At 47.9% G+C, this 14,526-nt stretch carries 11 protein-coding genes and 3 pseudogenes; 8 read left to right on the plus strand and 6 right to left on the minus strand.

What is annotated here, in order from left to right; translation table 11 throughout:
* The first annotated feature begins 81 nt into the window (after nucleotides 1-81).
* The 4 genes and pseudogenes from UF05_RS12230 to UF05_RS12240 form a co-directional block, all read left to right on the plus strand.
* On the plus strand, nucleotides 82-777 hold the full coding sequence (locus UF05_RS12230) for a VC0807 family protein (protein WP_045545591.1): 696 nt from the start codon (nucleotides 82-84) through the stop codon (nucleotides 775-777).
* Between the two features lie 548 nt (nucleotides 778-1,325).
* A pseudogene (locus tag UF05_RS26820) lies at nucleotides 1,326-1,703 on the plus strand (methyl-accepting chemotaxis protein); the annotation flags it as partial.
* A 54-nt stretch (nucleotides 1,704-1,757) separates the two neighbouring features.
* Nucleotides 1,758-2,132, plus strand: coding sequence for a CZB domain-containing protein (locus UF05_RS26825; protein ID WP_418872346.1), 375 nt, complete (start codon nucleotides 1,758-1,760; stop codon nucleotides 2,130-2,132).
* Nucleotides 2,133-2,184: 52 nt separating this feature from the next.
* Nucleotides 2,185-3,393: pseudogene (locus UF05_RS12240) on the plus strand (6-phospho-beta-glucosidase); the annotation flags it as partial.
* Between the two features lie 48 nt (nucleotides 3,394-3,441).
* Here the strand turns inward: UF05_RS12240 and UF05_RS12245 are convergent.
* Together UF05_RS12245 and UF05_RS12250 are read right to left on the minus strand one after the other, a co-directional pair.
* Nucleotides 3,442-4,433, minus strand: a pseudogene (locus tag UF05_RS12245) (zinc-dependent alcohol dehydrogenase family protein).
* Nucleotides 4,434-4,521: 88 nt separating this feature from the next.
* Nucleotides 4,522-5,337 carry an AraC family transcriptional regulator gene (locus UF05_RS12250; RefSeq protein ID WP_041170763.1) on the minus strand — a complete coding sequence of 272 codons (816 nt, stop codon included), beginning with the start codon at nucleotides 5,335-5,337 and terminating at the stop codon, nucleotides 4,522-4,524.
* A gap of 111 nt (nucleotides 5,338-5,448) precedes the next feature.
* On the opposite strand from UF05_RS12250, the gene UF05_RS12255 reads away from it, so the two are divergent.
* Nucleotides 5,449-6,141 carry an MOSC domain-containing protein gene (locus tag UF05_RS12255; RefSeq protein ID WP_045545594.1) on the plus strand — a complete coding sequence of 231 codons (693 nt, stop codon included), beginning with the start codon at nucleotides 5,449-5,451 and terminating at the stop codon, nucleotides 6,139-6,141.
* A gap of 65 nt (nucleotides 6,142-6,206) precedes the next feature.
* On the opposite strand, the gene UF05_RS12260 is transcribed toward UF05_RS12255, so the two are convergent.
* The 4 genes from UF05_RS12260 to UF05_RS12275 form a co-directional block, all read right to left on the minus strand.
* Nucleotides 6,207-7,445, minus strand: a complete 1,239-nt coding sequence (locus UF05_RS12260) for a DEAD/DEAH box helicase (RefSeq protein ID WP_045545595.1) — start codon at nucleotides 7,443-7,445, stop codon at nucleotides 6,207-6,209.
* A gap of 207 nt (nucleotides 7,446-7,652) precedes the next feature.
* The gene (gene uxuA, locus UF05_RS12265) at nucleotides 7,653-8,840 is read right to left on the minus strand and encodes a mannonate dehydratase (RefSeq protein ID WP_005461366.1); all 1,188 of its coding nucleotides are present in this window, start codon (nucleotides 8,838-8,840) and stop codon (nucleotides 7,653-7,655) included.
* A 129-nt stretch (nucleotides 8,841-8,969) separates the two neighbouring features.
* The gene (locus UF05_RS12270) at nucleotides 8,970-9,761 is read right to left on the minus strand and encodes an FCD domain-containing protein (RefSeq protein WP_005461367.1); all 792 of its coding nucleotides are present in this window, start codon (nucleotides 9,759-9,761) and stop codon (nucleotides 8,970-8,972) included.
* 107 nt (nucleotides 9,762-9,868) lie between these two features.
* The gene (locus UF05_RS12275; protein ID WP_045545596.1) at nucleotides 9,869-10,852 is read right to left on the minus strand and encodes a TRAP transporter substrate-binding protein; all 984 of its coding nucleotides are present in this window, start codon (nucleotides 10,850-10,852) and stop codon (nucleotides 9,869-9,871) included.
* A 322-nt stretch (nucleotides 10,853-11,174) separates the two neighbouring features.
* On the opposite strand from UF05_RS12275, the gene UF05_RS12280 reads away from it, so the two are divergent.
* Genes UF05_RS12280 through UF05_RS12290 form a run of 3 tightly spaced genes read left to right on the plus strand, consistent with a single transcriptional unit; the run spans nucleotide 11,175 to nucleotide 14,518 of the window.
* On the plus strand, nucleotides 11,175-11,690 hold the full coding sequence (locus UF05_RS12280) for a TRAP transporter small permease (RefSeq protein WP_187169617.1): 516 nt from the start codon (nucleotides 11,175-11,177) through the stop codon (nucleotides 11,688-11,690).
* An 11-nt stretch (nucleotides 11,691-11,701) separates the two neighbouring features.
* Nucleotides 11,702-13,003 carry a TRAP transporter large permease gene (locus UF05_RS12285; protein WP_005461370.1) on the plus strand — a complete coding sequence of 434 codons (1,302 nt, stop codon included), beginning with the start codon at nucleotides 11,702-11,704 and terminating at the stop codon, nucleotides 13,001-13,003.
* Nucleotides 13,004-13,054: 51 nt separating this feature from the next.
* On the plus strand, nucleotides 13,055-14,518 hold the full coding sequence (locus tag UF05_RS12290) for a fructuronate reductase (protein ID WP_045545598.1): 1,464 nt from the start codon (nucleotides 13,055-13,057) through the stop codon (nucleotides 14,516-14,518).
* The last annotated feature ends 8 nt before the right edge of the window (nucleotides 14,519-14,526 follow it).

Raw genomic sequence — 14,526 nt, forward strand, 5'->3', positions numbered from 1 at the left:
CGCTTTACATCTGGCGTTACTGGATGAACACTTCCACCCAAAGTACAATGGCAGCCGACATAATAGAGTCAGTAGGAAATTATGAGTAACACGACGGCGAAAAAGTCGAATCCCCTATTCGAGATCCTTTTTAACGTATTCATCCCTTCGTTCATCTTGATGAAATACAGTGGCGAAGAGCACCTAGGAACCGCAATGGCACTGGTTGTCGCTTTGCTCTTTCCTGTGGTTTACGGCGGTATGGATCTCATCCGCAACAAGAAGTTTAACTTTATCTCAGCACTTGGTTTTATCAGCGTATTATTAACTGGCGGCATTGGCTTGTTGGAGCTTGATACTCGCTGGTTAGCCTTGAAAGAAGCCTTGATTCCCGGCCTGATCGGCATCGCGGTATTGGGCTCCACTTTTACCCGCTACCCATTGATGCAAAAAATGGTATTGAACGACACGGTTTTGAACCTCGCGTTGATTAACGAGCGTTTGAGAGAAAATGGTAAAACTGATGCGTTCGAACGTTGCCTAATGTCTTCGAACTACTTGTTCGCAAGCACCTTTGCATTCTCATCTGCAATGAACTACTTCCTTGCTACGTGGATCGTCACCAGTCCATCAGGCACCGCGGCCTTCAATGAAGAGCTCGGTAAGTTGACACTTTACAGCTACCCGATGATCGCCATTCCTAGCATGTTGATGATGTTTGGTGTTTTTTACTACATTTGGCGTCAAATTCGCGCAATGACGTCTCTTGAAACTGAACAAATTTTCCACATAAAGTAAAACCTCAGCACTCGAAATACTAAGGGGAAGAGCCCTCTTCCCCTATCTTCCACCCGCCCTTTTCTATTCCATAGCTTTCCATTTAGATTCACTCATCCGTCACTCAGTGTTGACCACGTTCACATTGATAGGGGCGACTTTCGCTCTTTTTATGAAAACCCACATAAAAAATGTGACAAAAATGAACAAGTATATGAAAGTCATGGTGCATTGCTTATCCAACTGATTTAACATGAATTTTTTAAAACCTTGCTGCATTTATAAAAAATATGTTCGGATCAAACAAATTAAAAATGGAAAATGAGGCGCTTAAGCAGGAATTAGCGAGCCTTAAAGACAAGTACCAAACCGACGTTGAGACGTTGGAACGTCAGTTAAAAGAAGCCAAACAACTACTGAACACAGCGCAACAGCGTTACGAAAGTAGCGACGAGTTGATGTCGAGCAGCTTGAAAGGCGGAGATATGCTCCAAACCATTCGCACAGCGATGGTCGAAAGCGCTCAATCTATGGCGCATGAAAACGAAGAGCTCAAACTGCTTGATGATATGTTCAAGCAAACACATCAAGCACTCGCACGTCTGGATGACCGAGCGGTAAAAATCAGTTCACAAGCCACTCAAAGCATTGAATCTGTGCAGATATTAGATAGCACCGCGACTTCTATTTCCCACCTTGTATCTACTATCCAAGAGATTTCTGACCAAACGAACTTATTGGCTCTCAACGCAGCGATTGAGGCTGCACGCGCTGGTGAAGCAGGCCGCGGATTTGCAGTGGTGGCGGACGAGGTAAGAAATTTGGCAGGCAAAGCCAGTGAAGCGAGCGAACAAATTGATTCGCTGGTTAATCAGGTGCTAACCCAAGTCAGCTCAATCAAAAGCGCGATTGATGAAAACCAAATCTGCGCAGAAGAAGTATCCGCCTCTTCGGCGCAAATTGGCTCAATCGTCAACGAGGTGGTTGTCAAATCAGAGCACATGAAACGGGTGATCCACTTTGCGTCTACCCGCTCTTTCCTCGATACGGTCAAGCTTGATCATGCCATTTGGAAAAACAACATCTATCGCTTACTGCAAAGTGGCTCTTTTGGTGAAACCGTCAATAGCCATTCAGAATGTCGATTGGGCCAGTGGTACTACAGAGGTGACGGCAAAGCATATAGCCAACTAAGAAGCTACGCGCAGCTCGAAGCGCCACACAAAGGTGTGCACGACAGCGGCCGTGATGCGATGAACCACGCGAAGTCAGGAAATATGGCCGGCATGGTGACCTCCATCAACTCGATGGAAGACGCGAGTGAGCAAGTGGTGATTCACATTGACCGCTTGATGGATGAAATCATCGTAAACTAAGGCTTATGCCTCCCTTTGTTTTTATTGCGATGCAAGGGGAGGCAGCTGCGTTTTGTGGTTGGTCGATATTGAAGATGGCAAAGAGAAAGTCAGCATCATTGGCTATTTAACGCGCCGTATGTTGGCGAAAAACAACATGTCTCATATTGATGTTCACGTCACGCTGGATCGCAAACCCGCATTAAAAGACGCCGATTTTGTCTGTTCTCAATTTCGTGCAGGTTGTTTGGAAGGTCGCATCCGCGATGAACGCATCTCGCTTAAATACGGCATGATCGGTCAGGAGACCAATGGTTTAGGCGGTTTTGCTAATGCCTGTCGCACCATTCCTATCGCGCTAGAAATCTGTAAAGAGATGGAAGAATTGTGTCCAGACGCTTGGCTGCTGAACTTCACTAATCCATCGGGCATGGTGACCGAAGCGATTCTCAAGCACACCAAAGTAAAAGCGGTCGGTTTGTGCAACGTGCCAGTGATCATGCAAAAAGGCATCGCGCAAATGCTGGGCGCTGACGAGCAAGACTTTGTATTGCAAGTCGCGGGTTTGAACCACTTTATCTGGGCGCGTCAGATCCTGCATGAAGGTCGCGATAAGCTACAAGAGGTGGTTGAAGCGATCTTATCGGGCAACGATCCTCTCGTTCCACAAAACATTTCTCCATTCGAATGGCCAACAGAACTGCTGCGCAATATGGGGATGATTCCATGCGCATACCTTCGCTACTATTACACCAGCGAAGACATCATGAAGCAGGAAATTGAAGAAGCGAACGGCGAAGGCACTCGCGGCGAAGTGGTCAAAGCGATGGAGAAACGTCTGTTCGATATCTACCGCAACCCAGAGCTTAACGAGAAACCAAAAGAACTCGAAAAGCGCGGTGGCCAATATTACTCAGAAGCGGCCTGTGAGCTGATGAGCTCTATCTACAACGACAAGCGCACCATCATGCACGTGAACACTCGCAACAACGGCGCGATTGCTGGCTTGCCGGACGACTGCACTGTGGAAGTCAGCTGTATGATCACCAAATCAGGGCCAGTCGCTTTGAATGTTGCGCCGTTCCCAACAGATACGCTGCGCCTGATTCAATTGATGAAGGATTTTGAATCGCTCACTGTCGAAGCCGCGGTCACTGGCAACCGCAATGCGGCGCACCGAGCGTTGATTCTGAACCCATTGGTCACAACAGGAACGATTCTAGAGCAAGCATTGGAAGAGACAATTCAAGCGAACCTCGATTACATGCCGCAGTTTCGTTAATCCTAACTAAAATGCAAAAGGGAGGGTGAGTGCCATCCCTTTTTGTGTTCACATGGTTAGAATAATCTTGCCACTCCGCGCTAGTGATTTTTCTTCAATTTGTTCAATCGCAGTTTGAAATGCTTCTAACGGTAAGTAGTGTGCAACTACGAGCTTTATATCATTAGCAATAAAGTGTTTTAACATTTCAGCGAATACCGTCTTTCTCCCGCCTTTGCCTACCGATTCTTCCCAATACCGCAAAAAGAAGGTGCTAAAGTCGATGTTGTTGGTCTTCATCGATTCAAAAAACACGGGCGTATAAGGCGCTAACGACAATGTTCCGTAGTTGATGTATTGGCCATTTTCTTTCAAGGTACGAATGAGATCCGTGCCAGCCTCACCGCCTATCGCATCCAAAGCGACCGTTGGTTGTGGCAGTTTGCGCGTTTGCAGTTGCGCGTGTAAGTCTTGTTTTGCGTCCAACACTGGAATCGTATCGTAAGGATACTCGTCTGGCTTTGAAGTCACAGCAATAAGTGTAAAACCCAGTGAGTGAGCAAGCTGGGCAAATATCTTACCGATCGCTGACCCTGCCGCATTGACGATCACCACATCCTTTTGTTCAACTTAGCCACTTTAGTGGTGATAACCCACGCGGTTAGCGCATTGATGTACAACTGGCAGGCATAGCCGTTATCCAAACTTTCAGGTAGCGGAAAAAGATTCTCGGGCGAAGCATCGATGTAGTATTGCCAAGTACCACTCATCGCTACCAGCACTTTTTGCCCAACTTGAAAGCCAGTTTGACCAACCGCACTGACTTCCACCACACGCCCAACCGCTTCAAACCCCGGCACGCGAGGTGTTACGTGAACGCGGCGGTATTGCCCAACTCCATGAATAGAAAGCAAGTCACTTGGGTTAATATTGGTAGCTTCCAGTCGCACCCGAACCTTGCCCCGAGCAAGCGGTTTGAGGGGTTCTTTTTCCAACGACAGCGACGTTTTGGGTTGACCAAAACAGAATTGATTCACTCGTGTATTTATCGTTGGTGCCATTGTTATTCATACCATGCAATTGAAATTAAAAAGGGACGTTTCTTGGCTTCTTCTCAAACGCATTAAGTGAAGTCGACGCTCTGTATTTCTATCTGTGCGATGCGCCGTTCACTCTAAACTGCTGTGGGGTGACATCAAAATAGGCTTTAAATGCCTTGATGTAGGATGAGTCGTTCTGATAGCCCACTAGGTCTGCAATGGCTTGGATTGGCAACGATTCATCTAACAAAGAAAGCGAGTAAATTAGCCGAATTTGTTGCCGCCAAAGCAGAAATGAAGTGTTGAATTCCTTGGCGAACAACCGTGATAAAGTGCGCTCAGACGCCCCAATTTTCTCCCCCCACTCTTTTAGCGAACAGCTCGACGCGGGCTCGTCAGTCAGTTGCTCGAAAATCAGTTTTAGTCGGCGATCTTGTGGCAGTAATAACTGAAATGTCTGCACGTTGCTTTTCAAAATTTGATCATGCAACACCGCCAGCAAATGCAGTACTTCTTCGTGGCTTGTCTCATTTTCACACTGTCTGCGGATCTCTTGCAAAAGCTCATTTAAAAACGGCGTTAGAGCAATGGTTCTCACTTGTGGCTCGTACGTTGCGCCAAACTCAGGGTTGAGGTAAATGCCAACAAATATCGTGTTGCTTAGAGCAATCGACTCATGTTGAACGCCCGCAGGAACAAATAACGCAGAAGTATGCGGAACCAAATGCTGATAATGCTCCGTTTGCGTTTGCAATAACCCTTTGATAGGAAAGATGATTTGATGCCAAGTGTGTTGATGCAGCGCATCAATGTAACCTTTTGGCATGTCGATGGTTTTCACCAAAACAGGAGAATGGGGATTAGCGACCATCATCTCATTGGAGGTCATGACGCCTGACTTCGAATCAATTTGGCGAGTTAGCATTGTTGGTTGTCTTTTCATCCCTATTCCGACACAAGTTCACTAGGCTATCATGCTCCGCATCGCGAATGAAGGTAAACACTTTATCTCTCATTCAAATAATAAGGAGGTTACATGAAGAAAATCGGCGTCGTAAAAGCTGTGCTAGCAGGGAAAACTGTCCCTTATGCTCATGGAGCGCAAAGCGCAATCAACAAACAAGTGTTGCCCGAGCGCCAGCACGCAACAGAGCTTGGTTTTATCAGTGATGAGCAAGGCGATCCACGCTTTCATGGTGGAATTCAAAAAGCGCTTCATATTTACCCAAGCGAGCACTACCCAATCTGGCAACAACAATTAGGCGAAAGAACCATTTTCCAATCCGCCGGCGGCTTTGGCGAAAACATCAGCTCCGAAGGCGTAACCGAATCCACGATTTGCTTGAAAGATAAAATTCGTATCGGCTCAACACTACTGGAAGTGTCGCAAGGTCGCATGCCTTGTTGGAAACTTAACGTACGCTTTGACCAACACGACATGGCGAGAAGACTGCAAGATACGCTTCGAACAGGCTGGTATTTCCGAGTACTGGAAGAAGGCGAAATCGGTGCAGGTGACGAGATTATTCTGTGCGAAAGACCTTATCCAGAATGGCCACTGGCTCGCATCATGGGCGCGGTTTTCACTGGCTGTTTAGATAGAAAAGAACTCACTCAGCTGTCTGAGCTGCCGTTAGTCGAGTCTTGGGGCAAGTTGGTCGAGCGCCGCCTAGAAACTGGCGAAGTTGAAGATTGGGAAATGCGCTTGATTGGCCCAACGGCGGGTTAACACCCCAAAGTAAAATTTTAAGCCACGCTCTGAACCGACTATGCCGTCAGAGCGTGTTTTTTGGTTTACTTCGCACTCGGTGCTGGACGTTTCGACTTACCTTGGAACTGCTTAATGCTCTTCTTAGCATTAGTTCGGCGGTTGGCTTTTTTATCGCGTGGCGCGCGTTTGCTCTCGCCAGTTGATGGCTTATCCGTTACTGGAAAACCAACCAGATCTTGCACTGGCAATGCACGTTGAGTCAGGTGACGAATCGCGTTTAGTGCGTCCATTTCACCATGACATACCAATGACATCGCCACACCTTGTTCGCCTGCGCGAGCGGTACGTCCTACTCGGTGAACATAAGTTTCTGCATGCATTGGCAGTTCAAAGTTGATCACTACAGGTAATTGCTCAATGTGAATGCCGCGCGCTAGTAGATCGGTGGCAATCAACACCTGAATTTGCCCAGATTTAAACTGCGCCAGTGCTTCTTCTCGCTCATCTTGACTCTTATTGCCATGCAGCGCATTGGTTGAGATGCCCGCTTTATTCAGTTTCTTCGCTAAGCCATCGGCGTTCTCTTTCGCACCAATAAAGACTAACGCCTGAGTCCACGCGTTTTTTTGAATCAGTTCAATCAATGCCTTGGTTTTACTGCCTTTGTTGACGAGGTACAGCGTTTCAGAAATATCTTGGTTGGTGCTGTTTTCTTGATGCGCTGCGACTTGCTTTGGTGCCTGCATAAGCAGCTTCGCTTTACCCTTCAACTCATCTGAAAACGTAGCCGAGAACATTGCGGTTTGGCGCTGGTTTGAAATCAGCCCCGCAATATTTTGCACGTCAGGCCAAAAGCCCATATCCAACAAACGATCCGCCTCATCCAGCACTAGGTAGTGGATATTGCTTAAGTCTAAACCGTCTTTTGCCAGATCAACCAAACGACCTGTCGTCGCGACAAGGATATGAGGATTTGTCGCTAGCGCCTGCTGTTGTTGCTCTTTATCAACGCCGCCACACAAACACACTGCGTTGAGTTCAAGAGCTTGACCAACTTGGTTAATTGCTTCACTCACTTGCATTGCCAGCTCACGAGTTGGCACAAGAATCAGCGCTTTTTGCTCTGGATTGACACTCAGCTTTTCCAACAAAGGCAAACCATAAGCAAGTGTTTTGCCGCTGCCTGTATTTGCCAAAGCCAACACGTCTTTGCCTGCTAACAGTTCAGGAATGGCCAACGCTTGAATATCGGTAGGTTTCTTGAAGTCTTTTGGCAGTGCGTGAATCAGCTCAGAACTCAATGAGAGAGTAGAAAATGGCATTAGCGAAACCTTGTACTTTTGGTTGAAGAAGCAATAAAAACAATGAAGATGCGGTAAAACGCAGGCGCGGACTTTACCACAATCTGCTAGGTGAACCATCCTATTTTAGGCGCTTAAACCAAGCGGCGCCGATGCAAATCGTCAGAAAACAAAAAAGCGCAGAGCCGAAACCCTGCGCTTTTAAAAACGGTTTTACATTGTAAATCGTTACTTGGTGTAGAAAGCGCGTTTTAGTGCCATCTCTAGGCCGCGAACTTCAGCCAGACCTTTCAAACGACCAATAGCGGAGTAGCCTGGGTTGGTCTTCTTCTTCAAGTCATCCAACATTTGGTGGCCGTGATCCGGGCGCATTGGGATCAAGCGATGGTCGCCCACTTCTGCGCGGCGTTGTTCTTCATCCAGAATCGCCATCACCACATTGTACATGTCCACATCGCCATCAAGGTGAGCCGCCTCGTGGAATGTCATCGGGTTACTTTCTTCACGCTTGGTGGAACGCAAGTGAGTGAAGTAAATGCGCTCACCATGCTTTTTGATCATCTTCACTAGGTCATTGTCACCACGCACACCGTAAGAACCGGTACACATGGTCAAACCGTTCATTTTGCTTGGCACTTTTTCGGTCAACCAATCAATGTCTTCGATGGTTGAAACGATACGCGGCAAGCCAAGAATTGGGCGCGGTGGATCGTCTGGGTGCACCGCGAGTTTCAAGCCGTGCGCTTCACACACAGGCATTAGTTGCGACAAGAAATACGCCATATGCTCACGCAGTTTGTCTTTGCTAATGCCCGCGTAGCGGTCGAGTTGCGCTTGGAACTCTTCCAAGGTGTAGCCTTCTTCTGCGCCCGGCAAGCCTGCAATAATGTTGCTGGTGAGCTGCTGGATTTGCGCTTCAGACATGTTGTTGAAGTATTCCAATGCCTGCGCTTGTTCAGCTTCGGTGTAATCCGCTTCCGCGCCCGGACGTTTAAGAATGTGCAGCTCAAATGCCGCAAAGGCGATTTGGTCAAAACGCAGCGCTTTAGAGCCATCTGGCATTTCAAATTCTAAGTCGGTGCGCGTCCAATCAAGCACGGGCATAAAGTTGTAGCAAACGGTGTCGATACCGCACTCTGCAAGGTTGCGCAGGGTTTGCTTGTAGTTGTCTATCCATTGTTGGAAGTTGCCTGTCTGAGTTTTGATTTCTTCGTGAACAGGAACACTTTCAACCACCGACCACGTTAAGCCTTTCTCTTCGATGATGGCTTTACGTTTTAAAATCTCTTCTTTAGACCACACTTCACCATTTGGAATGTGATGCAAGGCATTCACAATGCCTGTTGCGCCTGCTTGACGAATATCGTCTAGCGACACAGGGTCATTCGGACCGTACCAACGCCAAGTTTGTTCCATGACACTCACCTTTTTTAAGACGCACTCAGCCCGCTCGAATTTATCAAGCTAAGTGCACAACGACTTCTTAATATGCAGCCACGATAATGCAGCTGCGCTGACTAGAGCCGACCGAAGCCGGCAATGTGGTTAACCGTTTTCAGCGCCCTGCAGAACAACAGGGTTGGAGCTGAATAAGTAACCATCAAAATTTGGGTCATCGATGTCAGACAGCTCCAACAGGCGCTGTTTAACGTTTTCAAGGTGTTGCCACATGGCATTTTTTGCAGCGATAGGATCTTTACGCTGCAATGCGGCTAGGATTTTGGCGTGATCGTCTAACCACTCTTCACGGTAGTCTTGACCAGCAATGTGAGAATGAAGTTTCTTCCACATTGGGCTGCTCTCGCGTCGCTCCCAAGATTGCTTCAACATGTCCACCAGCACAGAGTTTTGAGTTGCCTCTGCAATGCACATGTGAAACTTCTCATCACCGTTGCAATCTGCGGTGCCACTGGCAAGTTCTTCTCGTTCTAACTCAAGGGCTGCACGCATTTTCACGATGTCACCTGGCGTTACTTGCATCGCTGCAAATTCCGCAATGTTACTTTCAAGCAACTGGCGAGCTTGGAGCATTTCAAACGGACCGGCATCATCGCTGATCACGTTCTCACGGGAGTTCGGTTGAGATGGAATATTGATGACATACACCCCAGAACCTTTCTTCACTTCGACAAGGTTTTCCAGCTCCAGCATGATGATCGCTTCACGCACTACTGTGCGGCTAACGTCGAGACGTTCTGCGATATCGCGCTCAGGCGGCAGCCTATCTCCGACCACGTAACGGCCATTGATAAGTTCTTGTCTAAGGACTAAACCGATCTCTTGATACGGTCTTTTCGGTTCAAAAGGCATCATGATGATATTATCACTATATTCCATCTAACTTCTCACGCCATCATAACGACCAATAACAATTGGTCAACCTCTATGTACCAGAATGTGGTAACACCTTGTTTTCGATTGTTTATTACTAATTACTTTGTGAATTACTTAACTGCTTTGATCTTCTCAACTAGTTCATTTAATTCAGGATTTGTCTTTTCTAAGTCCGCGTACATTGGTTGAACCGCTTCAACGAATGCCGCTTTATTTGGTTCAACAAAAGTTACGCCCATCTTTTCAGCTTTTGTACGCTCTTTTGCTTCTGACTCAGCCCACAATTTCTTCATGTATTCAGAAGAGTCTGCTGCTGCTTTCATCAGTGCTTTTTGCTGCTCAGGTGTTAGCTTGTCGTAAGTCTTCGTTGAGATAACCAAAACGTCCGGAACCATAGTGTGCTCATCTAAGCTGAAGTACTTTGATACTTCACTGTGACGGCTCAAGCTAAATGATGGGATGTTGTTTTCCGCAGCATCCACCACGCCTTGTTGTAATGCTGTGTATAGCTCACCGTATGCCAATGGTGTCGGGTTACCACCTAACGCTTTTACCATCGCAATAGCAGATGGGCTCGGCTGTACACGTACTTTCAGACCTTTTAGATCTTCCGGCGTATTGATTGGTTTATTGGTGTAGAAGCTGCGTGCGCCCGCATCGTAGTAGGTCACGCCAATAAAGCCACTTTGGGCAGAAGAGTTAAGAATCTCACGGCCAACTTCACCATCGGTCACTTTGTAGTAATGCTCTTTATCACGGAACAAGTACGGTAAGTTAAAGGCTGAGTAAGCAGGCGAGAACGCTTCCAGTTCTGCCGCGTTGCTCTTCACCATGTCCAGAGCGCCATTTTGCATCAGCTCCATCGATTCACGTTGTGTGCCTAGCTGAGCATCAGGATAAATACGAATGCGTACTTCCCCACCCGTTAACTCACGTACTTCTTTTGCCATGTAATCCATTGCTTTGTGCACCGCATGGTCACGTGGGTGGTTGTGACTGAGTTTCAAAGTGGTCGCAGCATAAGCAGACGCAGTGGCGCCGAAGGTCATTGCAGCACCGACAAGGGCACTTATTAGAGTCTTACGCGTCATCATTGTTCTTGTCTCCGTGGATTGGTTGTCCAATGTGTAGGGTATTTTTAGTTTTTAAACGGTATTTCTTGTTTCGAAGCCATTATTGGCGATCAAAAAAGCAACCGTCAAAACAAAAAAGCAAATTGATTGACCAAAATCACACTAATCACCCTTAAACTGGTTAACCAATTCATTTGTGAAGCTGCTCACGTGACAACCAAATCGCCTAACTTATAATCCACTCAGAACAACATGCCTATTTTGAGACCCTACACAAATACGCTCGGCTACATTGGTAAACCAATTGTTGTGCAGTCCGCGTGTTTACTTTAAGGAAATGAAAATGAATAAATTGGTCACGTATATCAACAGGGGGTTGGCAGCATTTACTGTCTCTCTTTCGACCTTTCTTGTCTTCTGCGTGGTTTGGCAGGTGCTTTCACGCTACGTACTCGGTAAGCCAAGCACCGTCACGGATGAACTGGCTCGCTATCTCTTTATGTGGGTGGCGCTTATCGGTGCCGCTTACACCACAGGTCTCAAACGTCACCTCGCCATTGACCTTTTGACGATGAAACTCAAAGGCAAGAAAAAACTGGTGAATGAAATCGTCATCCAAATTGCCATTGCGCTCTTCTCTTATGTGGTGTTGGTCCACGGCGGAACACAATTGGCACTCAAAACATTGGCCACTGGCCAGCTAACCCCAGCATTGGGCTTAGAGATGGGCTACATCTATTTCTGTTTGCCTATCAGTGGCGCACTGATGATCTTTTATTCCGTGATTTTCGCTTATGAGCGCGTCAAACAATTAATGTCTGGTGAAACCCTAGTCACCGACTCACAACTTGATTCTTAGAGGGTTCCACAATGGAATGGCAATTAATTCTTACCTTATTTGGCAGCTTCGCTGTATTACTGGCAATTGGTGTACCGGTTTCCTTCGCCATTGGTCTTTCTTCACTGGCGACCATTTTAATGGGCCTACCATTAGAGCCTGCGATTGCGGTTGTCGCTCAGCGCATGGCCGCAGGTCTTGATAACTTTGCTCTGCTGGCGATCCCGTTCTTTATCTTGGCGGGTAACATCATGAACCAAGGTGGTATCGCACTGCGCCTGATTAACTTTGCCAAAGTGTTAGGTGGCCGTCTTCCTGGTTCCCTCGCGCACGTGAACGTGATGGCGAACATGATGTTTGGCTCAATTTCTGGCTCAGCCGTCGCATCTGCCGCAGCGGTTGGCGGCACTATGTCGCCTTTGCAAAAGAAAGATGGTTACGATGAAAACTTTTCTGCCGCGGTGAACATCACTTCTTGTCCATCGGGTTTGTTGATCCCGCCAAGTAACACCTTGATCGTGTTCTCGTTAGTCTCTGGTGGTACCTCTATCGCGGCGCTGTTCCTTGCCGGTTACATTCCGGGCATCTTGATGGGTCTAAGCATCATGGTGGTGGCAGGGATCATCGCCAAACGTCGTGGTTACCCAATTGCGGCTCGTCCAACGCTAGCAATGGTTTGGGATACCTTTCTAAAAGCGGCCCCTTCATTGGCTCTGATTGTGGTCATTATGGGTGGCATCATCGGCGGTATCTTTACGGCTACCGAGGCCTCCGCCATCGCCGTGGTCTACACCTTTGTTTTGGCGGTGTTGGTGTATCGCGAAGTGAAATGGCGTGACCTTCCGAAGATCATCTTAGAATCTGCCGTCACCACATCGATTGTTTTGTTGTTGGTTGGCGCTTCTATGGGCATGTCTTGGGCGATGGCGAATGCCGATATTCCATACATGATTGCCGATGCGCTACTGGCGATCTCTGACAACCCTATGATGATTCTGCTCATCATCAACATCATCTTGCTGATTGTCGGTATCTTTATGGATATGACGCCAGCAGTACTGATCTTCACGCCGATCTTCCTGCCAATCGCACTGGATATGGGCATCGACCCGGTTCACTTCGGCATCATGATGACGTTCAACTTGGCGATCGGTATCTGTACTCCACCAGTTGGTAGTGCGTTGTTTATCGGTTGTTCTGTGGCGAACGTTGCGATCGACAAAGTGATCAAGCCGCTGCTGCCATTCTACGTTGCACTGATTGCGGCCCTAATGGCGGTGACCTTTATTCCTGAACTCAGTCTGTTCTTACCAAAACTGGTCCTAGGCTACTAACTCTTTCAATGAATCATCCCGCAGAACACTCTGCGGGAGAAGGGAAATAAAATGAAAACCATTGCAAACTCTACCCTAAATGCTGCTGTTTCGCTGCCAGATTACGACCGTTCAACGCTCAAAAGCCGTATTGTTCACCTTGGTTTTGGTGCTTTCCACCGTGCGCACCAAGCTCTGTTCACCCATGAAATGCTGAGCAAAACGGGTTCTGATTGGGGCATTTGCGAAATCAACCTATTTGGCGGTGAAGAACTAATTCAATCGCTGCGCGCGCAAGATCACCTCTACACCGTGGCAGAGAAAGGCGCAAAATCGACAGAGGTAAAAGTGATTGGCTCAGTCACCGAGTCACTGCACCCAAGCCTCGACAGCATTCAAGCGGTGTTAGAAAAAATGGCAGAGCCACAAGTGGCGATCGTTTCAATGACGATTACCGAAAAAGGCTACTGCGCCGACCCCGCAACGGGCACGCTCGATAAAAACAACCCGCTAGTCATTGCGGATCTTGCCAACCCAACGGAGCCAAAATCAGCACTGGGTTACATCGTGCAAGCACTGAAGATGCGTCGTGAACGCGGTCTGACGCCATTTACCGTAATGTCTTGCGATAACGTGCAAGAGAACGGTCACGTAGCAAAAGCAGCGGTACTGGAGTTCGCTCAACTGCTCGACCCTGAATTGCGCGACTGGATTGCAACCAACGTCACCTTCCCTTGCACTATGGTTGACCGCATTGTGCCAGCAGCCACAGAAGAGACACTGACCGAAATCGCCGATCTGCTTGGCTGTGAAGATCCATGTGGCATCGCTTGTGAACCTTTCCGTCAATGGGTTATCGAAGACAACTTCGTGGCAGGTCGTCCGGATTGGAACGTGGCTGGCGCAGAATTTGTTGCCGACGTTGTGCCTTACGAAGAAATGAAACTGCGCATGCTAAATGGCAGCCACTCGTTCCTCGCCTACCTAGGCTACCTTGGTGGTTACGCGCACATCTCTGACACCATGACAGACGAAGGCTACCACAAAGCGGCATTCGACATGATGATGCAAGCGCAAGCCCCTTCGCTGACCATGCCAGAAGGCACCGATTTAGAAGGCTACGCTAAACTGCTTATCGAGCGTTTCACCAACCCAAGTTTGAAACACAAAACATGGCAAATCGCGATGGATGGCAGCCAGAAAATCCCACAACGCATGGGCGGCAGCTTACGATTCCACCTTGCTCAAGGTTCTAACTTCTCATGGTTGGCAACCGCGATTGCAGGTTGGATGCGCTACGTATCCGGCGTGGACGAGCAAGGCAACGACATTGATGTTCGCGATCCGATGGCAGAGACACTACGCCAGATTTGCGACCAACACGGCTTGAACGTTTCTGTTGTGCCTGCATTGCTCGCGGTTGAAGCCATCTTCCCTGCAGAGCTTGGTCAAAACCCGCAAGTGATTGATGCGGTGAGCAGTGCGTACCAATCGCTAATCGATAACGGTGCTCGTGCCACTGTCGCTGCGTTGTAATAGGAGTT

It is taken from the genome of Vibrio sp. S457-15 (assembly GCF_000960545.1).
GTDB classification, from domain to species: Bacteria; Pseudomonadota; Gammaproteobacteria; order Enterobacterales; family Vibrionaceae; genus Vibrio; species Vibrio parahaemolyticus.